We start from the raw sequence: 23597 nt of genomic DNA, 5'->3' as shown, positions 1-23597 counted from the left end.
TGTCGCACCGACCGGACGACGCCGCCGAGCCCCTGAGGAGGACACCATGACATCGATCGCCGCTGTGCAGATCGCCGCTCTCGGCTCGACCCCGGTGCGCCCGCTCCGCTAGAGCCACTTTCCGACACGCACGACCTCGCCGGATGCCGGACTCCGAGAGTCCTTCGCTGCGTCCGCCTCCGTCAGCAACCGCTTACCCATACGAAACTCGTCTGAGAGACATGTCTTCCTCGCCTTCATCGCAGAACGCCTCCCCGTCTTCCTCCCTCTCCACGCCGGCCGCACTGTGGCGCCTCAAGCCGTTCGTGAAGCCCGTCATCTGGCGACTCGCCGGAGGCGCCGCCAGCGCGCTCGTGGCGGCGATCATCGCCCTGATGATCCCGATCGTGCTCGAGCAGATCATCCGCGGACCGGTTCAGGCCGGCGCGCTCGAGGGCATCGCCTGGGGTGCCCTCGCCGTCTTCGGCCTCGCCCTCGGTGAGGCCCTGATGGTGTGGCTGCGCCGTCAGTTCGTGCTCAACCCGGCCACCCAGGTCGAGTACAAGATGCGCACCGAGCTCTACTCGCGCCTGCAGACCCTTCCGGTCTCGTTCCACGACCGCTGGCAGTCGGGTCAGCTGCTGAGCCGCATGATGCAGGACATCGGCCTGATCCGTCGGTGGCTCGCTTTCGGCCTCGTGCTGCTCGTCGTCAACGTCCTGACCATCATCATCGGCTCCGTGCTGCTGTTCCGCTGGCACTGGCTGCTCGGCGTGATCTTCATCGTCACCGCGATCCCGCTGTGGGTGCGCGGCTACCTGTTCGAGAAGCGCTACGGGGCGTTGACGCGTCGGAGTCAGGATCAGGCCGGCGACCTCGCGACCAGCGTCGAGGAGAGCGTGCACGGCATCCGCGTGCTCAAGGCCTTCGGCCGTGGCAAGCACGCGCTCAGCCGGTTCAGCCGCCAGGCCGAGACGCTGCGCGAGACCGAGATGAGCAAGGCCGGCGCGATCGCGTCCATCTGGTTCTGGCTCGACCTCATGCCGCAGATCGCCTTCGGCCTCAGCCTGATGTCGGGCATCTGGCTCATCTCGCAGGGCGAGATCGATCAGGCGCAGCTGTTCGCCTTCTTCGCGATGGCCGTGGTGCTGCGGTGGCCGATCGAGTCGATCGGCTTCCTGTTCTCGTTCATGCTCGATGCACGCACGGCGACCGATCGTGTGTTCGACATCTACTCCGAGACGAACTCCATCACAGACCCCGAGAACCCGGTGCACATCGCGGAGCCCCGCGGTGAGCTCGCCTTCGAGGGTGCGCACTTCCGCTACCAGGACGCGGGGGCGCACGAGCGCGATCTGCTCGACGGCATCGACCTGGTGCTGCGGCCCGGTGAGACCATGGCGCTGGTCGGTCTGACCGGCAGCGGTAAGACCACGTTGACCACTCTGCCGACCCGTCTGTACGACGTCACCGGCGGTCGCGTCACACTCGACGGTGTCGACGTGCGCGACCTTCCGCTCGCCGAACTGCGGCAGCACATCGCCATGGCCTTCGAAGACGCGACGCTTTTCTCGGCAACCGTGCGCGAGAACGTGCTGCTCGGTCGCGCCGACCTCGACGTGCACAGCGACGAGGCGGAGCGCGTGCTGCGCGAGGCGCTCGGTGTGGCGCAGGCCGCGTTCGTGGATTCGCTTCCCGAGGGCGTGGAGACGATCATCGGCGAGGAGGGGCTGAGCCTCTCCGGTGGCCAGCGCCAGCGTCTGGCTCTCGCCCGCGCCGTCGCCGCGAATCCGAAGGTGCTCGTGCTCGACGACCCCCTCTCGGCGCTCGATGTCGACACCGAGGCGCTCGTCGAAGAGGCGCTGCGACACGTGCTCGCCGACACCACGGCGATGATCGTCGCGCACCGGCCGTCGACGGTGGCACTCGCCGACCGCGTCGCGCTGCTCGAAGCCGGACGCGTCACCGCGGTCGGCACCCACAGTGAACTGCTCAAGACGAGCCGGCACTATCGGCACGTCATCTCCAGCCTCGAGGCTGAGGAGGCCGCGCGCACCGGTGCGATCCCGATCATCCGCGATGAGCAGGAGGAGATCGCCGACACCGTCCGCGACGGCATCCGCGAGAACGCCGCAGACGAGGCGTCTGCAGGCTCGGCAACCCCCATCGACGTAGAGAGCGAGGTGCAGCGATGAGCTCCGCCATCACCGGAACCCAGGATGAAGACCGCTCCCGGTACACCAAGGAGGAGAGCCGTGCGATCCGGCGCCGCTCGCTGCGGCTCCTGGGCTCGCTCGTCCGCCCGTTGAAGCGGCAGATCGCGCTCGCCGCAGTGGTGCTCGTGATCTCGACCGCGCTGCAGGTCGCCGGCCCCATCCTCATCAGCATGGGGCTCGACCGAGCCCTGCCCGCCGTTCTCGAGCGCGCGGACTGGATGCCGACCTTCATGATCGGCGGTGTCTACCTGCTCGCGGGTGCGGTCGCCGCGGTCATGATCGCCTGGTACGTGATCATCGCGGCCAAGCTCACGCAGGCCGTGCTGCTCGACCTCCGCAAGCGGATCTTCCTGCACACGCAGCGCCTCAGCCTCGAATTCCATGAGTCGTACACGTCGGGGCGCATCATCTCGCGACAGACGAGCGACCTCGATTCGATCAAGGAACTGCTCGACGGCGGGCTGAACGAGCTCGTCTCCGGTGTGCTCTTCGGAGTGTTCACCTTCATCGCCCTGTGCATCTGGGACTGGCAGTCGGGGCTCATCCTGGCGATCGGCGGGATTCCGCTGTTCTTCCTGATGCGCTGGTTCTACTCGCGATCGCAGCTCGTCTACCGCGAGTCCCGCGTCATCAGTGCCAAGGTGATCGTGCAGTTCGTGGAGACCATGACGGGTATCCGCGCGGTCAAGGCCTTCCGCAAGGAGCCGCGCAACGATGCGGCGTTCCAGAAGATAGCCGGCGAGTACCGCGACGTCAACCGCCGTTCGATGCTGCTGTTCGGCACGTTCGAACCCGGACTGATGGGTGTCGCAGCCCTCGTGCTCGGCATCGTCGTGCTGTGGGGCGGCATCCGCGTGTCAGAGGGTGCTCTCACCGTCGGTGTTCTTCTGTCTGCTGTGCTGTACGTGCGCAACTTCTTCGCGCCGATGCAGGAGATCGCGATGTTCCTCAACTCCTATCAGTCGGCCACCGCGGCACTCGAGAAGGTGTCGGGCGTGCTCGAGGAGGTCCCGACGGTTCCCGACCCCGAGAAGCCGGTCGACCTGTGGGAGTCGCGCGGGCACATCGAATTCGACGAGGTGACCTTCGGGTACAACGGGGAGAAGACGATCCTCCCGAACTTCTCGCTCGACATCCCGGCCGGCCAGACGATAGCCCTGGTCGGCACGACCGGCGCGGGCAAGTCGACTCTGGCGAAGCTGATCTCGCGCTTCTACGATCCGTCAGCCGGACAGGTGACCCTCGACGGGGTCGACCTGCGCAAGCTGCATCCGAAGGACCTCCGCCGCGCGATCGTGATGGTGACGCAGGAGGCCTACCTCTTCAGCGGAACCGTCGCCGACAACATCGCGCTCGGCAAGCCCGACGCGTCGCTCGACGAGATCAGGGCGGCGGCGCGCGCGGTCGGCGCCGACGCGTTCATCTCCTCGCTGCCCGACGGCTACGGCACCGACGTCAACAAGCGGGGTGGCCGCGTGTCGGCCGGTCAGCGTCAGCTGATCTCGTTCGCGCGCGCCTTCCTCGCGGATCCCGCCGTGCTGATCCTCGACGAGGCCACGGCCTCGCTCGACATCCCCTCGGAACGCCTGATCCAGGATGCTCTGCAGACCCTGCTCAAGGACCGCACGGCGATCATCATCGCTCACCGCCTCTCGACGGTCGCGATCGCCGATCGGGTGCTGGTGATGGAGCACGGCAGGATCATCGAGGACGACACTCCGGAGACTCTCATCAACGGAACCGGCAAGTTCGCGCAGCTGCACGCAGCGTGGCAGGAGACACTGGTGTGAGCACGTCGGCCTCCGGGCCGATCGCCTGAACATCGAGGCCACGATCGATCACCGGTCGTGGCCTCGGTCGTTCTGGACTGGGACGGAGCGGAGGCGTGCGAGCGTGGGTAGCATCGAGGTATGGATCCGCTCATGCTCGCCGTCGAGTTGTGGTGGATCGCGCCCGTCGCCGCCGGTGGGGCCGTCGCGAGTGCGGTCGGGTTGCGCCGTCGCAGCACGAGGAGCGGGCGTCGACTCGAATACGACGCGGCTCGACACGACCTCAAGGCGGCACAGCAGGCGGTCGTCGAACGACGCATGGCCGTGAAGCTCGCCAGAGCCGACGTCGCCCGCATCTCGGCCGAACGCAGCGCACGGCGGGCGTCGCCCGAGCAGGTCGCAGGTGCCAGAAGGATGCTCCGGGCCAAGGAGAACGACGCCAAGGCCGCCGCGGCGGACGTCCGATCCAAGCAGGTGCGACTCAATGCGGCACGCGCAGCGATTCCCCCGGCATCCGCCCCGCGTCCTCTGGAACGGCTGCAGGCTGAGCATGAGGCGATCGTGGTGCGCTGGATGAACTACGAGACCGATCCGGGTCTGCAGATCGCGTACCCCGCGATGACCGATGTCAAGCAACCGGCCACCGCGGAGTACCTCCGGGCGGCAGCGCACGCGGTCGAGACGCGCAGGGCAGCCGCAGGGCGCGTCAGCGCTCCCGATTTCGCCGCCTACCGCGATGCGGTCGCAGCTCTCGAGCGCGCCTTCGAAGCCGCCGAGCATTCCGCGAGGGTGCAGGCGGGTGAGGCTCCGCAGTCATCGGCGGCCTGGCAGGACGCCGCTCACGACCTCATCACGCGGTCGACGGAGGCGATCGATCGCGCTGCGGGTGCTGCCGCATCCGCGTTCGCCGCGTGGAACGACCGCAAGAAGCCCGACCGCCGCTAACTGCCCTGCCGCTGCGACAGCGGCTCGTACACCCGGGTGACCAGCTCGTCCTCGCTGACTTCGTCAGGAGTCTTCAGGTAGAGGTTGAACGCCTTGCCGGTGATGGAGCCTGCGTCGCTCACGCTCAGCCCCTCTGCTGCGATGCGCTCATTGATGAGATCGTGGGCCGCGCCGATCTGGTCGTACGAGCCGAGCACCTCGGCCACGAGGCAGTCGCGCTCCGGAAGATCGATGATCTCCAGCGGGGCGTCGACTCGGGTGCCGACGGCGACGGGGACGAAGATCGACAGATCGACGTCGTTCTCGGTGAACTGGTCGTCGTGCTCGATCACGCCGCAGGGGCCGGCAGGCTCGATGGATGCCGCGGCGAGCAGCGGCATCATCCTCTCCCACAGCAGCGCTTCGTGCGAGTAGGTCGGAACGGTGCCGCGGAGCGCCACGACGGTCATTGCGGGGATGGTCGTGCGGTTGAGGGTCATCGACATGGTGTCGTCTCCTTGTTCGAGTAGTCGGGTGATGAGTGATACCCGTCCCTGGGCCGCGTTCTGCTCCTCGACGAGGCTCTCGTGCTGCAGCCGCAGCGCCTGAGTCCATGCCGGGGTGCCGCGGGCGGCGAGGAGGATGCCGATGGCGGAGACGCCGAAGCCGACATCGCGCAGATTGCGGATGTCGGCTGCGTCGTTCAGCTGATACGCGGCGTAGCGCCGGTACCCGCTTGCCGGGTCGATGTCAGCGGGCACCAGGACTCCGTGTGAGTCGTAGTGGCGCAGCATCCGCACCGACAGCCGGCTCAGCGAGCTGAACCGGCCGATCGTCATGAGATTCGTGGTCTCGGCCATGACTACATCGTGGTGTCTGACACGGTGTCAGAGTCAACACCGTGCCAGCACACACTCGAATCCGCGCGGATCAGGCCTCGATCGTCCGCGTGCGCACGAGCTCTCGATACCAGTGCCCGGAGTCCTTCACCGTGCGCTCGAGGGTGTCGAAGTCGACGCGCACGATGCCGAATCGCTTGGCGTAGCCGTATCCCCACTCGAAGTTGTCGAGCAGAGACCACACGAAGTAGCCGCGCAGGTCGACTCCGCGCTGCAGGGCGCGGTGCGCGGCGGTGAAGTGGCGCCGCAGGTAGTCGGTGCGCTCGGGGTCGTGCACCGAACCGTCGTCCGAGACCGCGTCGTCGAAGGCCGCGCCGTTCTCGGTCACCATCAGCGGCTGTTCGGGGAACTGCTCCGACAGCGAGACGAGCAGCTCCTCCAGACCCTCGGGTGCGATGTTCCAGCCCATCGCCGTGTAGGGACCGGGCTGCTCGACGAACTCGACCAACTGGTCACTGCCCGGCCAGGCGGTGCCACCCGTGGTGCCCTTGTGGCCGTCGTTCTGCTGCTTCTCCGTGACCCCGTCCCACAGACGCACGGTCGCGGTGGAGTAGTAGTTCACCCCCAACACGTCGATCGGCTGGTGCACGGTCTCGAGGTCGCCCTCGCGCACGAACGACCAGTCAGTCACCGACGAGGTGTCGTCGAGCAGATCCGCCGGGTACTCGCCGCGCAGCATCGGATGCGTGAACGCGCGGTTCGCGAGCGCGTCTATTCGGCGGGTCGCCTCGGCGGCGCCATCACCCTGTCCGCGCAGCACATGGAAGTTGAGGGTGACGGAGTAGTCGGGGTCTCCGGTCGAGGTCGCCCGCAGCGCCTGCACCGCGCGACCATGCGCGAGATTGAGGTGATGCACAGCCGCAAGAGCCGACGCGGGCTCATGGCGCCCGGGGGCATGACCGCCCTGACCGTAGCCCAGGTACGCCGAGCACCAAGGCTCGTTGAGGGTCGTCCACGTGTGCACACGGTCACCGAGCGCCGCGCCCATCACCTCGGCGTATCGCTCGAACGCATCCGTCGTGCTGCGCGAGGTCCACCCTCCCGCATCCTCCAGATACTGCGGCAGGTCCCAGTGGTAGAGCGTCGCCACGGGACGGATGCCGCGCGCGAGCAGGCCGTCGACCAGCCGTGAGTAGAAGCCGATCCCCGCCTGATTCGGTGCTCCCTCGGCGGTGGGGACGATCCGCGGCCACGCGATCGAGAACCGGTAGGCCTCAAGGCCGAGGTCGCTCATGAGATCGAGGTCCTGCTCGACTCGGTGGTAGTGGTCGCATGCGACGTCACCCGTGTCGCCGTTCCACACCCTGCCGGGGGTCTTGCTGAACGTGTCCCAGATCGACGGCGTTCGGCCGTCTTCGGCGGCGGCACCCTCGATCTGGTACGACGCGGTCGCCGACCCGAACGTGAAACTCTCCGGCAGCATCAGGCCGGTGCCTCGGTAGTCGCCGGCGGGGGAGAGGAGCGTCACCCGGTCACCTCCGCCAGCTCGACGGTGTACACCCTCGCGTCGCCGTCTGGATCGGTGACCGTCACCGAGGCGGTGCCCGTGCTGCCCGGGAAGACGCGCAGCTGCAGGCCGTCGTGGTAGGCGTAGTCGGGTCGATCGGTGCGGGCGCCCCAGGGCAGCACGGCTCCGGGGCGCACGTACAGCGGCAGCGAGTCGTAGCCGTGGGTCTCGCGCCGCCATCCGCCGCCGGCGACGGTCTCGCCCGTGAGCAGCGAGGTCCACTCGCCCTCGGGCAGATAGAACTCCACCGAGCCGTCGGCGCTGAACACCGGAGCGACCAGCAGGCTGGAGCCGAGCATGTACTGACGGTCCAGGTGTCCCACAGCGGGATCGTCCGGGAACTCCAGCTGCATCGGTCGCATCAGGGGCAGTCCGGTCTGCACGGCATCCAGACCCTGCTGGTACAGGTACGGCATGAGCCGCATCTTCAGGTGCGTGAATCGACGCGTCACGTCGACCGCCTCCTCATCGAACATCCACGGCACTCGGTACGAGCTCGACCCATGGAAGCGCGAGTGCGAGCCGAGCAGGCCGAAGGCCGTCCAGCGCTTGAAGACGCCGGCGTCGGGGGTGCCCTCGAAGCCACCGATGTCGTGGCTCCAGAAAGCGAATCCGGTCAACGCCAGAGAGAGCCCGCCCCGCAGCGTCTCGGCCATCGACGTATAGGTCGAGGTCGAGTCGCCACCCCAGTGCACGGGCATGCTCTGCCCGCCGGCGGTGGCCGAGCGGGCGAACAGCACCGCGTCGCCTGCTCCACGCGCCTCGGTCAGCACGTCATGCACGGCACGGTTGTAGAGGTCGGTGTACAGGTTGTGCATCCGCTCGGGATCCGAGCCGTCGGCCCACACCACCTCGGTGGGGATGCGTTCGCCGAAGTCGGTCTTGAAGCAGTCGACGCCCTGCGCCACCAAGCGGCGCAGGTGTCCCTGGTACCACGCCGTGGCATCCGGGTTCGTGAAGTCGACGAGGCCCATCCCCGCCTGCCAGAGATCCCACTGCCAGACCGAGCCGTCGGGGCGTCGGACGAGGAAGCCCTGATCGGCAGCTTCGCGGAACAGGGGAGAGCGCTGGGCGATGTAGGGATTGATCCACACCGACACCCGCAAGTCCTTCTCGTGCAGCCGGGAGAGCATTCCCTCGGGGTCGGGGAACACGCGGGGATCCCACTCGAAGTCGCACCAGTTGAACTCGCGCATCCAGAAGCAGTCGAAGTGGAACACCGACACCGGAAGCTCCCTGGCAGCCATCTCGTCGATGAACGAGTTGACGGTCTGCTCGTCGTAGTCGGTGGTGAAGCTCGTCGACAGCCACAGACCGTACGACCAGGCCGGGACCACAGGCGGTCGGCCGGTGAGGGCCGTGTAGCGTCCGAGCACCTCCTTGGGCGTCGGTCCCGCGATCACGAAGTATTCGAGCACCTCGCCCGAGACCGAGAACTGCACCCGTTCGACGGATTCCGATCCGATCTCGTACGAGACATGCCCCGGGTCGTTCACGAGCACGCCGTAGCCGCGGTTCGACAGGTGGAACGGGATGCTCTTGTACGCCTGCTCGCTGGAGGTGCCGCCGTCGGCGTTCCAGATGTCGACGGTCTGCCCGTTCTTCACCAGCGGGCCAAAGCGCTCGCCGAGTCCGTAGATCAACTCGCCGACGCCGAGGTCGAGCTGCTCGTGCACGAAGGTCGATGCGCTCGGCACCGATCCGCTCGCGCCCGAGCCGCCCTGTCGGGCGTTGTCGACGATGCCGGAGTCGACCTGTGCACCGGGTGCGAGGCGCACATATCCCTGCGACTTGTGACCGCTGCCGGTGACCCGGTGTCCGTCGACCTCGAACGCGAGATCCCAGGGTGCTCCCTTCGTGATCCGGGCGGTCAGCGTGCCCGCGTCGAGGGTGCCGCCGTCGGCGGACACGGATGCCGTCGCTGTGCCGGCATCGGCGCCGGGAAGACCGAAGCCGCTGTGCCGGTGCCCGCCCTCGTGGTGCCCGATGCGCACCCGGATCACACCCTCCGCCGGCGACGAGACGGTCGTCGTCAGCACAGGGCGGTTGAGGGTGTCGCCGCGCTTGGCGATCGTGATGGTGGGTGCCGTGATGACGATGCCGACCCCGTCGGGGGTCTCGTCGGTCTCGGCGATGTCGTAGGCCTCTTGCGCGTAGAGCGCGGTGACGCCCGGACGCAGTTGCCAGAACCCGTCGGTGAACTTCATTACTTGACTGCTCCTGCCGTGATGCCGCGCGTGAGTGTGCGCTGGAAGATGAGGAAGAAGATGAGCGTGGGGATGATGCCCAGCAGGGCGGAGGCGCTCGTGGTGGTGACGTCCATCAGACGGTCGCCCTGCAGCACGCTGATCGCGACGGGTACGGTCTGGTTGGCGTTCGAGGCGAGGAACGTCAGAGGGATGAGGAACTCGTTCCACGTCCAGATGAAGAAGAAGATGAGCAGCACCGACAGCGTCGGGCGGCTGATCGGGAAGACGACCCGCCAGAGGATCTGCCAGCGGCTCGCGCCGTCGAGCGATGCGGCCTCGAGGATCTCCTTCGGGAACGTGCCGTAGACCGACGAGAGCAGGTACGTTCCGAACGCCGCCTGGATGACGGTGAACACGATGATGACCGACCACACGTTGTCGTACAGGCCGACCGACTTGAACATGTAGTACAGCGGGTAGAGCAGCGCCTCCTGCGGCAGCAGGTTCGCGAGCAGGAAGAGCAGCACGATCCAGCTGCGACCACGCACGCGACCGATGCCGATCGCGAAGGCGTTGAGCATCGAGATCACCACGGCGAGCACCGAGACGATGCCGGCGATGAAGATCGAGTTCCAGACCTTCTCCGGGAAGTTGACGCGTTCCCAGAACTTGGTGATGCCGCCGAAGTCGAGCGTCTCGGGGAACGCGAGCGGACCTGATGTCGCATAGTCGACGGGCGATTTGAAGGAGTTGACCAGCACGAGGTAGAACGGCGCGATCACGAGCAACGCGCCGATGACGACGAGCGCGAGCATCAGCCAGTCGACGGGGCGCTTCTTGGTCATCCCGCCGCGGGGGCGCGTCTTCGTCGGCTTGCCGGTGACGATGGCGGTGGTGGCGTGCATCACAGACCTGCCCTTTCCTTGCGTTCGAGCGAGTTCTGCACGCGGATGAAGATGATCGACACGATGACCACGACGATCGTGAGCACGGTGGCGATCGTCGCGCCGTAGCCGACGTTCCGCTTGGTGAAGAACTCCTGGTAGGCGTAGTAGGCCGGCACCAGGGTCGCCCCTGCGGGGCCACCGCGCGTGATGATGTAGACGGGGCCGAACACCTTGAGAGCGGCGATCGTGCACGTGAGGGTGACGACGAAGATCTCGGGGCGGATGATGCTCATGGTGATCGCCGAGAAGCGCTGGAACCAGTTGGCGCCGTCGAGTTCGGCGGCTTCGTAGAGTTCCGGGTCGACCCGCTGCAACGCGGCCATGAAGACGACGACGGGGTATCCGAGCTGCACCCAGACCATGACGACCATCAGGACGATCAGGGCCGAGGGCATCTGCCCCAGCCAGTCGTAGGCGGGGATGCCGAACCAGCCGAGGATCTGGTTCAATGCGCCGTCGCCGCCCGGCCGCACGATCCAGCCGATCACGATGCCGGCGACGGCGATCGGGAGGATCTGGGGAAGGTAGTAGGTCGCTCGCAGGAAGCTGCCGACCTTGCCGCCGAACTTGCGACCGACGACGTCGAACAGGAGGGCAGCGACCATCAGCCCGACGATCGTGGGAACGACCACCATCGCGATGATCATCCATACGGAGTTGGTGAAAGAGGTCCAGAAGTCGCTGTCGGTGAGGATCTTCTGCCAGTTCTCGAGTCCGATGAACTCCGGGGTGCGCACCCCCTTCCACTTCGTGAAGGTGAGGTACACGTTCCAGATGAGCGGGACGATGACGACGACGAGCAGAAGCACGAAGCCGGGGAGCAGGTAGATCCAATAGGCGCCGGTCCCGCCGCTGCGTTGCGGGATCGACGGTTCTTCGGGCGGCAGCTTCGTGCGGCCCTCGCGGCGGGTGGCGAGTGACATGTTCATCTCCAGGAGGATGCGGGGGCGACGCGGTCCGTGCGCCGCCCCCGCGAGTCGATCAACGGAATTCCGCGGTGCCCTCGTCGTACTGCTCGCCGAGGTTATCGTTCGTGGTCTCAGCGTCCTGCGACCCGGTGATGAGACCCTGCAGCTCCTGCACGATCACGTCGTAGAAGCCGGGCGCGGGCCAGTCGGGGTAGAACGAGAGGCCGTCGGCATCGAGGACGCCGTTGAACGTCTCGATGAGCGCGGCGCTCTTCTCGTCGGTGATGTCGGCCGTGTCGGCCGCGACGGGGAGGCCGCCGTTGTTGCCGATGATCGCCTGGATCTCCGGGCGCATCGTGATGTCGATGAACTCATAGGCGAGCTCCTTGTTCGCGGCGTTCTCGGGCACGACCCAGAGGTTGCCCGAGGATCCGAGCGACAGGTCGGCGCCGGGGAAGGCCGTCAGCGTCCAGTCGAAGTCGGTCGCCTCGGCGACGAAGCGGCCGAACCACCAGGAGCCGGAGACGAAGATCGGGGCGGTGCCGTTGATGAACGACACACCGGCATCCTCCGCCTTGACCGACGACACGTCCGAGGCGATGTATCCCTTGTCGATGTACTCCGCGAGGGTCTCGGTCGCGGCGGTGACCTCGGGGCCCTGCCAGTCGACAGGTTCCTTGTAGAGCTGATAGTCGTCGACGAAGCCGCGGTCGCCTGCGTTCAGAGCGAGCTGATACCACAGCTGGCCGAGGGGGTATTCGGCGCCGGCTTCGGCGAGCGGGGTGACGCCCTGCGCCACGAACGCGTCGAGCACGTCGACGAACTCGTCGTACGTCGTCGGGATCTCGAGGCCGGCGGCGGCGAACGCGTCCTGGTTGTAATAGACGCCGACGAACTCGCCGTAGTTCGGGATGCCGAACCAGGTGTCGCCGCCCATCACGCCGTCTTCGGAGTACTTGGCTGTGGTCTGCAGCGACGGTGCGAGCTTCTCGTCCCAGCCGTACTCCTCGACGGCGTCTGAGATGTCGGAGATGAGGCCGGTCGAGGCGAGGAAGCCCGCTGTGGCGTTGCCCTTGTTGAATTCCATGAGGTCGGGCGCGGCGTCGGTGTCGAGCACCTGGCTCGCCGTCTTCTGGATCTGCTCGAAGGACTTCTCCTCGAACTCGACGGTCGCTCCCGTCTCCTCTTCGAATATCGCGATGGCCTCGGCCCAGGCCTTGCCCATCGCACTGTCTGCTCCTTCGTAGTGCCAGAGCTTGAGCGTCTGCCCGTCGCCTCCCTCGTCGGAGGTTCCGGCGGTGCAGCCGCTCAGGGCGATCCCCGTCGCCGTCAGCGCGGCCAGAGCCGCCAGCATCTTCGTCCTGCGGATGTTGCGTGCCATCGTCGGCACTCCTTTCTGATTGGCCGTGAGGCCGGACACATCGGTGGGTCGTTCGTTCTCTTCAGTTGTCGCACAATCGTCGAAGCGTTTCGATGATGCAGCTGCGCGTGCGTGCATCCGCCGAGGGTCACTCCCTTGCGGGGATGACCGATCCGGCGGAGTGGTACTCGGGTGGGATGAGGTGGATTCGCGGGGAAGTCCCGGGAGTATCGAGACGCTGCTCGGCGAGCTCGACCGCCAGTTCGCACGACCGCTGCGGAATCAGCGGAATCGTGTCGACGGGCACGGCGAGTGCGGCGGTGTCGAACGATGCCGCCGCGGAGATGACGGACACGTCTTCGCCGACTCGCAGTCCTCGCGCGTCGAGCGTGCGCAGGAGTGCTTCGTGGACGTCGCCGACCGCGTGCACGATGAACGCCCGGTCTCCACGATCCAGGGCCGCCTCGGTCGCCGCGCGGACCGCGGCGGGGTCGGTCGCCGACGCGCCGGTCGTCGCCCATTCGAGCGCGACCCCCCGCGTCGCTGCGCGTTCCTGTGCGCCACGGAGAAGCCGTCGGGGGAAGTTCGATCTGCGGTACGAGACCTCGGTCTGCCCGAGCAGGGTGATCTGAGGGTGCCCGGCATCAGCCATCCGATCGACGGCGATACCCCCGGCGGATTCGAAGTCCAGGTCGACGCAGGTGAGGCCCTCGGGGTCGTCGGGGATGCCGATGAAGACGGTGGGGGTGCGCACGCTGCGGGCGATGGCCGCGCGCTCGTCGTCGGGGGCGACGTCGAGTACGAGGATCGCGTCGACGAGCCGGCTCGCGGCGACCCTGTTCATGCCGTCGGATGCCTGCTCGTCCGTGAGCAGCAGGATGTCGTACCCGCGGCGACGCGCCGCGACGGCCGTGGCCAGCACGAACGCCATGTGCGTGGGGGCATGGGTGTCGGCCCGCAGCGGTTCGGTGAGGGCGAAGATGTGCGTACGGCGACCAGCGAGCATGCGAGCGCCGGCATCCGGCTCGTAACGGAGGTCCTGGACCGCGCTCTCGATGCGCAGGCGTGTCTTCTCTGAGACGGGACGCTTGCCGCTCAGCGCATAGGAGACCGTGCTGATCGACACACCGGCGGCCTTCGCCACCTCGTGGATCGTCGCCATGCTGACTCCATCGTCGCTTGTGTCGGGTTTTGTCGAAGCGTTTCGCTAACGCGTCAGAAGCGATGATAGACACGGATCGGTACCGTGCGCAACCCTTTTGTGGTCGATCGCAACAAAAACCTGCGGCGCTCGTGGGAGCGTTCCCGCATGGAGGCCGGAGAGGGCGACGGGGTCTCGATGGGGGAGGAGTTCGAGACCCCGCCGCCGGTCTAGGACGCGACTCGGATCTCTGCGATGACCTCGGAGTACTCGGTCTCGCCCACGGGGGTGAATCCGACGCGGAGGAAGAAGGCCTCCGGGCCGTCTTCTCCTGCTTCGTAGATGACGTTGACGTGATCGACTCCGCGGGCGCGCGCTTCGTCGACGAGCTGCTCGACGGCGAAGCGACCGAGGCCCTTGCCCTGGTCGTCGGCATCGACGTTGATGCGCCAGAGCACGGAGCGGAGGTGCTCCTCGGGAGCCTCCGGATCGAAGTTCGCACTCACGAATCCGACCACCTGATCGCCGTCGAGCACGACGCGCTGCCAGGAGGTCGCCGGATTGATGACCGTCGCAGCGATGCCGTAGGACACCGGAGCGAGGAACTGCTCCTGTCCGGGCTTGAGCGACAGGTTGTTCACGGCGACGATCGTCGCAGCGGAGAGTTCGACCATGCGCAGTTCGGACATAGTCACAGGCTAGCCCCTCAGTTCAGTGCATGTGCAGAAACGTCGACTTTCGTCAGGGGTCGAAGCCCGCGGAATGCCGGAAGTCGATGTGCGCCCGTCCTCCCGGCGGACATGCGCCGCGAGAGCCTCAGGTATCTTGGTATCGAGACAAATATGCCCTCGCGAACGGAGAACCTCCTGGTGACCGACGACGCCATCATCTACACGTACACCGACGAGGCTCCGGCTCTCGCCACCGCCTCCTTCCTGCCGATCATCAAGGCCTACACAGGTCAGGCGGGCATCGAGGTCGAGACCCGCGACATCTCGCTCGGCGGACGCATCCTCGCAGCATTCCCGCAGAAGCTCACGCCCGAGCAGCAGGTGGGCGACTCCCTCGCAGAGCTCGGCGGACTCGCCACGCTCCCCGAGGCGAACATCATCAAGCTCCCGAACATCTCGGCGTCGATCCCGCAGCTCAAGGGCGCGATCGCCGAGCTGCAGGCTCAGGGCTACGACATCCCGGACTTCCCGGACGAGCCGTCCTCGCTCGAGGAGAAGGACGTCCGCGCGCGCTACGACCGCATCAAGGGCTCCGCGGTCAACCCGGTGCTCCGTGAGGGCAACAGCGACCGTCGTGCTCCTCTGGCCGTGAAGAACTACGCCAAGAAGCACCCGCACCGCAACAAGCCCTTCGCCGAGGGCTCGAAGACCCGCGTCGCCACGCTCGGCCACGACGACTTCAAGAACAACGAGCGGTCCTGGGTCGCGGCCCACGACGACGTGCTGAGCTTCCGCCACACCGCAGCAGACGGCACCGTGACGATCCTCAAGGAGGGACTCAAGGTCCTGCCGCGCGAGATCATCGACGCCACGTTCCTGTCGGCAGAGCACCTCGACGCGTTCCTCGCCGAGACGCTCGAGACGGCCAAGAACGACGACATCCTCTACTCGGTGCACCTCAAGGCCACGATGATGAAGGTCAGCGACCCGATCATCTTCGGTCACGTCGTGAAGGTCTTCTTCAAGGACGTGTTCGCACAGTACGGCGACCAGCTCGCCGCGGCGGGCCTCAACCCGAATGACGGTCTCGGGTCGATCCTCTCGGGCCTCGGCGCCGTCGCCGGCGGCGACGAGATCGCGGCCGCGTTCGAGCGGGCGATCGCCGAGGGGCCGCGTCTGTCGTACGTGAACTCCGACAAGGGCACCACGAACCTGCACGTCCCGAGCGACGTGATCGTCGATGCCTCGATGCCCGCGCTCGTCCGCAACGGCGGCAAGCTGTGGGGTAAAGACGGCGGCGAAGCCGACACGCTCGCGGTGATCCCCGACTCCTCGTACGCGAGCGTCTACCAGGCCGTGATCGACGATGTGATCGCCAACGGCCCGCTCGACCCCGCCACGATCGGCACCGTGCCGAACGTGGGGCTCATGGCGCAGGCAGCCGAGGAGTACGGCAGCCACGACAAGACCTTCGAGATCGCCGCTCCAGGCACCGTCCAGGTCCTCGACAGCGAGGGCACCGTGCTCATCGAGCACGAGGTCGGCGCCGGCGACATCTGGCGCGCGACGCAGACCAAGCACATCCCGGTCATGGACTGGGTCAAGCTCGCGGTCACGCGTGCTCGCGCGTCGGGAGTGCCTGCGGTGTTCTGGCTCGACGCCAACCGCTCGCACGACGCCCAGATCATCGCCAAGGTGCACCAGGGGCTCGCGACGCTCGACACCAAGGGCCTCACGATCACGATCCTCGCCCCCGAAGAGGCCACCCGCTACACGCTCGCGCGCATGCGTCACGGGCTCGACACCATCTCGGTGACGGGCAACGTGCTGCGTGACTACCTCACGGACTTGTTCCCGATCCTCGAGGTCGGCACGAGCGCCAAGATGCTCTCGATCGTGCCGCTGCTCGCCGGCGGCGGACTGTTCGAGACCGGTGCCGGTGGTTCGGCGCCCAAGCACGTGCAGCAGCTCGTCGAGCAGAACTACCTGCGCTGGGACTCGCTCGGCGAGTTCTTCGCGCTGGCTGCCTCGCTCGAGCACTTCGCCGACCGCACGGGCAATGAGAAGGCCCGCGTGCTGGCTGAGACGCTGGATGCCGCGACCGGCACGTTCCTCGAAGAGGACCGCTCCCCGGGCCGTGCACTCGGCACGATCGACAACCGCGGCAGCCACTTCTACCTCGGCCTCTACTGGGCTCAGGAGCTGGCGAACCAGACGAAGGACGCCGAGCTCGCAGCAGCGTTCGCTCCGATCGCCGCCACGCTCGCCGAGAACGAGGAGAAGATCGTCTCCGAGCTCAACGCCGTTCAGGGCAAGGCCGTCGAGATCGGCGGCTACTACCGCCCCGACGACGCATTGGTCGAAGCCGTCATGCGCCCGTCCACGACGCTGAACGGCATCGTCGACGCCCTGGTCTGACCGACATGAGAAGAGGCCGGATGCGAATGCATCCGGCCTCTTCTCTGTCACGGGTAGACGACCACATGGCCGTGTGCCCGCTCAGGTCAGTTGTGGACCGAGACTTCCATTCCGAGCGGCGACCAGTCGTAGACGAACTTGGCGACGTCGATCGGCATGTTGATGCAGCCGTGGCTGCGCGGGTTGCCGAAATCGTTGTGCCAGTAGGTGCCGTGGAAGCCCTCATCACCGTTGAAGTACGTGACCCAGGGGACGTTGGGCGTTTCGGTGATCGAGCCGTCGGGCTCGCGGCTCTTCATGTTCTGAGACCGCAGGTGTGCGTACACGGTGAAGTTGCCGACGTCGGTGGGCGTCGCCGCCTTGCCCGACGAGATCGACCACGATCGCACGACGTTGCCGTTCTCGATGAGAGTCGCGGTCTGTGAGCCGAGGTCGACATCGATGCGACGCTGGAGGTTCACGGACTCGAACGGCGTCTCAGAGACCTGGATCGGGAAGACGCCGTTGCCGGCTTCGAGGTTGGCGGCCGCCTCGGCAGCCAGGTTCGACGTGTCTCCGACGGCTCGTCCGGTGACGCCTTCGGTCTCGACGCGCAGGATCTCACCGGAGGAGTTCACGATGTTCGTCGCGGTCACCGGCGCTCGGTCCACGACGCCAGCGAGGCCGTCGACCGTCGCCTGGATCGCGGCCGGATCCGCGGAGATGCGGAGTTCGCCGCCGTCGTCGACGACCGTCACCCACGTCGACACGGTCGCAGGATCGATGGGGACCGTGCGTTCCTCGCCGATGTAGAACCCGACGGAGCCGAGCATCTGGTTCATCGATGCCGCGAGTGCGGTCGCATCCTCGTCGGTGACCGCGGCCGCCGCCTCGGCGGGGCCGCCGGGGAACTCGAGGGTCTTGGCGCCGTCGGCCACGGCGTCGGTGATCGCAGCCGTGAGGGCGGCGACGTCGACGGCAGTGCCGGGGGCAGAAGGTGTGATGGCGAACGCGCCCGCGGCGCCGTCGAACACGACTCCGGCGTCGACAGGCTCCGCGAAGCTCGACGGCACGGCGTCACGCAGGGCGGTGTCGGCGGTCGCCGCATCGAGAGTGATGTCGCCGGGCACGGGATCGCCCGACCAGGAGCCGATGTTCCAGAGCGGGTGCTCTGCGAACGCCTTGTCGGCCAGCGCGGCGGCATCGATCGTCGCGCCCAGCTCGGCGCCCGTCAGCACGACGTCGTCGCCGGCTCCGGTCAGCGTGACCTCGGTGGTCTCGACGTGGTCGTTGATGACATCTGCGGCGGCGCCGGGGGTGAGCCAGCCGACGGGGATGCCCGCGACGGTCGTTCCCGGTGCGATGAGGATCATGGATGCCGCTCCTGCGCCCAGCGCCACAGCGCCGACGCCGAGACCGATCCACAGTCCGAGCCGCTTCTTCTTCGGCGCGGGTTCGATCGGCGCCCAGGCCAGCGGTGCGTCGCCGTCTTTCGGGGGCAGCGAGTCGGTCGGCGTGTCAGCGCCTCCGCTCGGTGGCGTGGCGGAATCGAGACCCTCGCCGGAGGCGGGCGCCTCATTCAGCTTCTCGGTCTTCGCATCCTGTGCTGAGATCAGATCGGTCACGAACTTCACCCCCCGGTTCTCACGTGGCCTGTATATCGCTCAATCGTACGGGATCGGATGTAACGGCGAGGCAACGGTCGTGATATAGAGCGTGCGACGCTGCTCCGGTCAGTCGCCGATCACTGCGAGAGCGTCGATCTCGACGAGCATCTCTTCGCGGGGGAGGCCGGTGAAGACGGTCGTGCGCGACGGCAGGACGTCGCCGACAGTGTGGGCGGTCACGAAGGCTCCGTACGCCTCGTTCATGATCGGGAAGTCCTCGCGCTTCGTGAGGTACACGCGCAGCATCACGACATCGTCGAAGGTCGCTCCCGATGCCTCGACGATCGCCTTGACGTTCTCGAGCGTGCGGGTCGTCTGCGCCGCGACGTCTCCCGGGAAGAGGTACTCGTTCGTCTGCGGGTCGACAGGCCCCTGTCCCGAGACCTGGACGATCGGGCCCTTGCGCACGCCCTGCGAGAAGGTGTGGGCGGGAGCGGGGGCAGCGGTGGTCGAAACGCGGGTCTTCGCAGTCATCCCCCCAGCCTAGTAGCCTTGTTAGATGCCTCTACAAATTCCGGATCCCGTTCTCGGCACCTGGGCGAAGGGCTTCTCGGCGAGAGCGGCGGGCCTACGGCTGTCCGAGGTGGGTGATGCGGGGCTGCGCCTGTCCGACATGTCGACGCCCGTGCTCACCGTTCACGAGGCCGCGCTCGCGCACAACGAGGCCACTGTCTTCTCCTGGGCGGCCGAGCAGGGAGTGCTGCTCGCGCCTCACGGCAAGACCACCATGGCTCCTGCCCTGTGGCAGCGGCTTCTCGATGCGGGCGCCTGGGGGATCTCCGTCGCGACGCCCTGGCAGGCCGAGGTCGCGGTGCAGGCAGGAGTCGCCACCGTCCTGATCGCGAACGGGCTCACCGACGTCGACGCGGCGCGGCGGCTCGGAGCGCTGCTCGCCGCCGACGACGACCTGCGCATCCTGTGCTGGGCGGACTCCGTCGCCACGATCGAACTCCTGGCGGCCGCCCGCATCGACGCCGCGCGTCCTCTCGACGTGCTCGTCGAACTCGGCGGAATGGGAGGGCGGACCGGTGCGCGCACGGTCGCCGAGGGCGAGGAGATCGCGCGCGCGATCTCTTCGACTCCGGGCCTCCGCCTGGTCGGTGTGACCGGCTACGAAGGACCGTTCGGTCCCGATCGCAGCGAGGCGTCGGTCGCCGCCGTCGACGCGTTCCTGGCGACGCTCGTCGAGCTGCACTCGCGACTCGACTACGCCGACGGCATCCGCCCCGTGGTGAGCGCCGGCGGGAGTGCGTTCCCCGATCGCGCGGCCGCAGTGCTCGCCCCTCTGGGAGGAGAAGATGTCGACGTCGTGCTGCGCTCGGGAGCGTTCCAGATCCACGATGACGGCTTCTACTCTCGCATGTCCCCGTTCGGACCGATCACCGGCACGAGCCCCCTCCGCTCGGCGATGCACGCGTGGGCACGTGTGGTCTCGCACCCCGAGCCGCAGCTGGCGCTTCTCGACGCGGGTCGTCGCGACGTGCCCTTCGATCTCGACCTGCCCGTCGCGCAGTCCGTCGACGGCGAGATCACGGCGCTCAACGACCAGCACGCGTTCCTGCGGCTCGCAGACGGAGCCACGGTGAAGACCGGAGATGTGGTGCGTCTCGGGCTGTCGCACCCGTGCACGGCGTTCGACAAGTGGCGGGTGGTCGCCATCATCGATGATCCGGACGCGCCAGACCCCCGGGTGATCGGAGCGGTGGCCACATGCTTCTGAGCACCGAGAAGCCCGTTCGGGTCTACCGTCGTGCGACGGTCGTCGACGGCACCGGAGCCGGGCGCTTCGAGGCCGATGTCGCGGTCGAGGGCGATCGCATCGTCGCTGTGATCACGGATGACGACGCGACTGAGCTGATCCTGCCCGATGGCGCGGTCGAGATCGACGCCCGCGGGCTCGTGCTCGCCCCCGGATTCATCGACATGCATGCTCACAGCGACCTCGCCGTGCTGAGGGGCGCCGCGCATGACGCGAAGATCCTCCAGGGGGTCACCACTGAGGTGCTCGGTCAGGACGGACTCGGATACGCGCCGCTCGACGACGTCACGGCCTCGATCATCCCGGCGCAGATCGCGGGCTGGAACGGAAGCCCGGTCGCGGTTCCCTGGCGCTCGATGGACGACCTCCTGAGGGCGATCGATGAAGCGACTGCCGCGAACGCGGCGATGCTCGTGCCGCAGGGGAACCTTCGGATGATGGTGATCGGCCACGAGAACCGCGCGGCGACGCTCGACGAGGTCGTGGCCATGTCGGAGATGCTCGGCGACGCGATGGATGCCGGCGCATTCGGCATGTCGAGCGGCCTCACCTATACCCCCGGCATGTACGCCGACACGGCTGAGCTCGAAGCGCTGTGCCGTGTCGTGGCCGAAAGGGGAGGCTACTGGGCGCCCCACACCCGAAGCTACGGCGGCGCGGCGCTCGACGCGTACCGCGAGGCGCTGGACATCGGGCGACGCACGGGGTGCCCCGTGCATCTCACTCACGCGACCATGAACTTCGCGCCGAATCGCGGCCGGGCGGGAGAACTGCTCGCTCTGATCGATCGAGCGATCGCAGACGGGGTCGACGTCACCCTCGACACCTACCCCTATCTGCCCGGAGCGACGACGCTCGCCGCACTGCTGCCCAGCCGTCTCTCCGAGACCGGCGACCTCATCGGCGTGATCGCCGCACTCGACGAGCCTGAGCGAGAGGCCGTGCGCGTCGAGCTGGAGGAGATCGGGTGCGACGGCTTCCACGGCGAACCGGCCGACTGGACGACGATCCAGATCGCGGGCACGGGTGCTCCCGCTCTTGCCGATCTCGTTGGTCGCACGGTCGCCGATATCGCGGTGTCGTCGGGGCGCCGTGCGGTCGACGTCGTGCTCGACACCATCGTCGCGGATGCCGGAGCGACGAGCATCCTGATGCACATCGGCGACGAGCAGAACGTGCGCACCATCATGCGTCACCTGCGCCACTGCGGAGGGAGCGACGGGATCCTGATCGGAGCCAGGCCGCACCCGCGCGGACGCGGCACCTTCGCGCGATACCTCGGCACGTACGTGCGCGAGCTCGGCGTCCTGACGCTCGAAGAAGCGGTGCGCCACCTCGCAGCGACGCCCGCAGCGCGCCTCGGGCTCGACCGGGGAGACGGTGCTCGAGGAGTCATCCGCCGCGGCGCGACCGCAGACCTGGTGCTGTTCGATCCGGCGACCGTCGCCGCGGGCGCCACCTTCGAGCATCCCCACGCGGCGCCGGTGGGGTTCGCGGAAGTCCTCATCGCAGGGGTGCCCGTCGTCATCGACGGTGAGATCACCGGGGCAGAGCCCGGACGCGCACTGCGGATGCCGCCTGCGCCGCATCGCTCGACGGTGCCCGCCGTCGAGTCGACGATCGATGCGGCGGCTGATCCGTTCCTGTGGACCGAGAGCACACCGATCGAGGCGCCGGCCGAACTCTCCGCCTCGGCTCTGCGTCTTCGGGCCGCGTCGCCGGAATCCGCGTCGGCCCCTCCGATCCGGCTCTCCGTCGACCCGGCGATCGGCCGAGAGTCCTTCGTGAGTGGCCGCATCGCCGACGAGGCTTTCCGCCTCACTGTGACGTCTCAGGGCATCGACGTCGTCGGGGCGACGCCCGCGGGCGTGTTCCGCGGGGTGGCGGTGCTGCGCCAGCTCCGTGTGCCCGGTGCGACTCGTCATCGCATTCCCACGGGCACCTGGCAGGGCGCCCCCGCCTTCGGGTGGCGCGGCGTGATGCTCGACGTCGCGAGGCACTTCCGTCCCGCCGCCGACGTGCGTCGCCTGATCGATCTGCTCGCCGATCACCACCTCACGGTGCTGCACCTGCACCTGACCGATGATCAGGGCTGGCGTTTCGCCGTGCCCGGCTATCCCCGGCTGACCGAGGTCGGGGCGCGCCGTGAGGCGACCCAGCGTGGCCACGGCCCGCAGGCGACCGTCGAGCCGGGCGTGCACGAGGGCCATTACACAGATGCGGAGATCCGCGACCTCGTCGCCTACGCCGCCGAGCGGTTCGTGACCCTGGTGCCCGAGGTCGAACTGCCCGGGCACATCCAGGCGGGACTCGCTGCCTACCCGGAGCTCGGCAACGTCGATGCGGGTGCGCCCATCACGGCACCGTGGGAACGGTTCGGGGTGAACCCGCGCACACTCGCGCCGACCGATGCCGCGCTCGACTTCGGCACGGCGGCGATCGACGCGCTCTGCGACCTCTTCGACTCGCCGTGGATCGGCATCGGCGGCGATGAGGTTCCCGTCACCGAATGGGAGCAGAGCGCTGCGGCGCAGGAGCGGATGCGCGAGCTCGGCATCCCGAACCCGCATGAGGTCCAGCCCTGGTTCACCGCGCGATTCGTCGACCATGTGCGCTCTCGCGGGCGCATGGCGCTCGCCTGGGACGAGGTGCTCGAAGGCGAGGTCCCGCAGGGGGTGAGCATCCTCGCCTGGCGCGGTCCCGTCGCGATGCGGGAGGCGCTGAGCCGAGGCATCCCGGTGATCGCGTGTCCTGATCTGGAGGTCTATCTCGATTACCCGCAGTCCGAATCGGAGGAGGAGCCGATCAGGGTGGGTCCTCCGCTGTCGCTGGAGACGGCGTACCGGCTGCAGGTCGATGAGCGGGCGCTGGGTGGTCAGGCGAACGTCTGGACCGAGCATCTGCCGTCGCGGGACCGCGTCGATTTCGCCATGTTCCCGAGGCTTGCGGCCATCGCGGAGCGGCTGTGGCATGGGGGAGCGCCTCGCGCTTTCGACGACTTCGAGCGTCGCGTGCCGGTGCACCTGCGACGGCTGAGGGAGGCAGGGGTGCGGTATCGTCCCCTGAGCGGGCCGTCGCCTGAGCAGCGTCGTCCGGGAGTGCCGGGGAAGCCCCTCACTCGCGCGGCGCGGGAGGGGATCGTCGAGGGCCTCGTCGCAGGTCTGGTCGACCGGTCCGCGTCGATGCCGGGGACCCCCTCGCATTGATGTAACGTTTCGGTAACCCTCCCGGCGCGACGCCGGGCAGGGCTTGCACAATTTTTGT

General features: G+C 67.7%; 16 protein-coding genes. 6 read left to right on the top strand and 10 right to left on the bottom strand.

The window, feature by feature from the left end; genetic code table 11:
• The first annotated feature begins 221 nt into the window (after window positions 1–221).
• The 3 genes from ACZZZN_RS10615 to ACZZZN_RS10605 all read left to right on the top strand — a co-directional run bounded on the left by ACZZZN_RS10615 (window position 222) and on the right by ACZZZN_RS10605 (window position 4909).
• Complete coding sequence (locus ACZZZN_RS10615; RefSeq protein ID WP_463505116.1) at window positions 222–2174, top strand: ABC transporter ATP-binding protein; 1953 nt, start codon at window positions 222–224, stop codon at window positions 2172–2174.
• Window positions 2171–3985, top strand: a complete 1815-nt coding sequence (locus ACZZZN_RS10610; RefSeq protein ID WP_463505115.1) for an ABC transporter ATP-binding protein — start codon at window positions 2171–2173, stop codon at window positions 3983–3985. The genes ACZZZN_RS10615 and ACZZZN_RS10610 overlap by 4 nt, the downstream gene beginning before the upstream one ends.
• A 120-nt stretch (window positions 3986–4105) precedes the next feature.
• A complete protein-coding gene (locus ACZZZN_RS10605; protein ID WP_463505114.1) occupies window positions 4106–4909 on the top strand; it encodes a hypothetical protein in 804 nt (267 codons plus the stop codon).
• On the opposite strand, the gene ACZZZN_RS10600 is transcribed toward ACZZZN_RS10605, so the two are convergent.
• The 8 genes from ACZZZN_RS10600 to ACZZZN_RS10565 all read right to left on the bottom strand — a co-directional run bounded on the left by ACZZZN_RS10600 (window position 4906) and on the right by ACZZZN_RS10565 (window position 14528).
• Window positions 4906–5748: a MerR family transcriptional regulator gene (locus ACZZZN_RS10600; RefSeq protein WP_463505113.1), complete on the bottom strand. Its 843-nt coding sequence runs from the start codon at window positions 5746–5748 to the stop codon at window positions 4906–4908. The genes ACZZZN_RS10605 and ACZZZN_RS10600 overlap by 4 nt on opposite strands.
• A gap of 70 nt (window positions 5749–5818) precedes the next feature.
• Window positions 5819–7210 (bottom strand): GH1 family beta-glucosidase, encoded by a 1392-nt coding sequence (locus ACZZZN_RS10595; protein WP_463506586.1) that lies wholly within the window; start codon window positions 7208–7210, stop codon window positions 5819–5821.
• 41 nt (window positions 7211–7251) lie between these two features.
• Entirely contained in the window at window positions 7252–9501 is a 2250-nt protein-coding gene (yicI, locus tag ACZZZN_RS10590; protein WP_463505112.1) for an alpha-xylosidase, read from the bottom strand.
• Window positions 9501–10388 carry a carbohydrate ABC transporter permease gene (locus ACZZZN_RS10585; protein ID WP_463505111.1) on the bottom strand — a complete coding sequence of 296 codons (888 nt, stop codon included), beginning with the start codon at window positions 10386–10388 and terminating at the stop codon, window positions 9501–9503. The genes yicI and ACZZZN_RS10585 overlap by 1 nt, the downstream gene beginning before the upstream one ends.
• Complete coding sequence (locus ACZZZN_RS10580; RefSeq protein WP_463505110.1) at window positions 10388–11353, bottom strand: carbohydrate ABC transporter permease; 966 nt, start codon at window positions 11351–11353, stop codon at window positions 10388–10390. Before ACZZZN_RS10580 ends, ACZZZN_RS10585 begins: the two co-directional genes overlap by 1 nt.
• 58 nt (window positions 11354–11411) lie before the next feature.
• Window positions 11412–12719 (bottom strand): ABC transporter substrate-binding protein, encoded by a 1308-nt coding sequence (locus tag ACZZZN_RS10575; protein ID WP_463505109.1) that lies wholly within the window; start codon window positions 12717–12719, stop codon window positions 11412–11414.
• Between the two features lie 127 nt (window positions 12720–12846).
• Window positions 12847–13860 (bottom strand): LacI family DNA-binding transcriptional regulator, encoded by a 1014-nt coding sequence (locus ACZZZN_RS10570; RefSeq protein WP_463505108.1) that lies wholly within the window; start codon window positions 13858–13860, stop codon window positions 12847–12849.
• Between the two features lie 209 nt (window positions 13861–14069).
• The gene (locus ACZZZN_RS10565) at window positions 14070–14528 is read right to left on the bottom strand and encodes a GNAT family N-acetyltransferase (RefSeq protein ID WP_463505107.1); all 459 of its coding nucleotides are present in this window, start codon (window positions 14526–14528) and stop codon (window positions 14070–14072) included.
• Between the two features lie 180 nt (window positions 14529–14708).
• Between ACZZZN_RS10565 and ACZZZN_RS10560 the strand changes: the two genes are divergently transcribed.
• Complete coding sequence (locus tag ACZZZN_RS10560; protein WP_463505106.1) at window positions 14709–16928, top strand: NADP-dependent isocitrate dehydrogenase; 2220 nt, start codon at window positions 14709–14711, stop codon at window positions 16926–16928.
• A gap of 86 nt (window positions 16929–17014) precedes the next feature.
• Here the strand turns inward: ACZZZN_RS10560 and ACZZZN_RS10555 are convergent, their stop codons facing one another.
• The gene (locus ACZZZN_RS10555; protein ID WP_463505105.1) at window positions 17015–18532 is read right to left on the bottom strand and encodes a L,D-transpeptidase; all 1518 of its coding nucleotides are present in this window, start codon (window positions 18530–18532) and stop codon (window positions 17015–17017) included.
• Window positions 18533–18640: 108 nt separating this feature from the next.
• Complete coding sequence (locus ACZZZN_RS10550; protein WP_463505104.1) at window positions 18641–19048, bottom strand: RidA family protein; 408 nt, start codon at window positions 19046–19048, stop codon at window positions 18641–18643.
• A gap of 25 nt (window positions 19049–19073) precedes the next feature.
• On the opposite strand from ACZZZN_RS10550, the gene ACZZZN_RS10545 reads away from it, so the two are divergent.
• Together ACZZZN_RS10545 and ACZZZN_RS10540 are read left to right on the top strand one after the other, a co-directional pair.
• A complete protein-coding gene (locus ACZZZN_RS10545) occupies window positions 19074–20294 on the top strand; it encodes an alanine racemase (protein WP_463505103.1) in 1221 nt (406 codons plus the stop codon).
• Window positions 20285–23539, top strand: a complete 3255-nt coding sequence (locus ACZZZN_RS10540; protein WP_463505102.1) for a family 20 glycosylhydrolase — start codon at window positions 20285–20287, stop codon at window positions 23537–23539. Before ACZZZN_RS10545 ends, ACZZZN_RS10540 begins: the two co-directional genes overlap by 10 nt.
• Window positions 23540–23597 lie beyond the last annotated feature (58 nt).

It is taken from the genome of Microbacterium sp. AC145 (assembly GCF_979258505.1).
The sequence above is the reverse complement of the archived record's forward strand: the minus strand, read 5'-3'. Positions and strand labels throughout refer to the sequence as shown.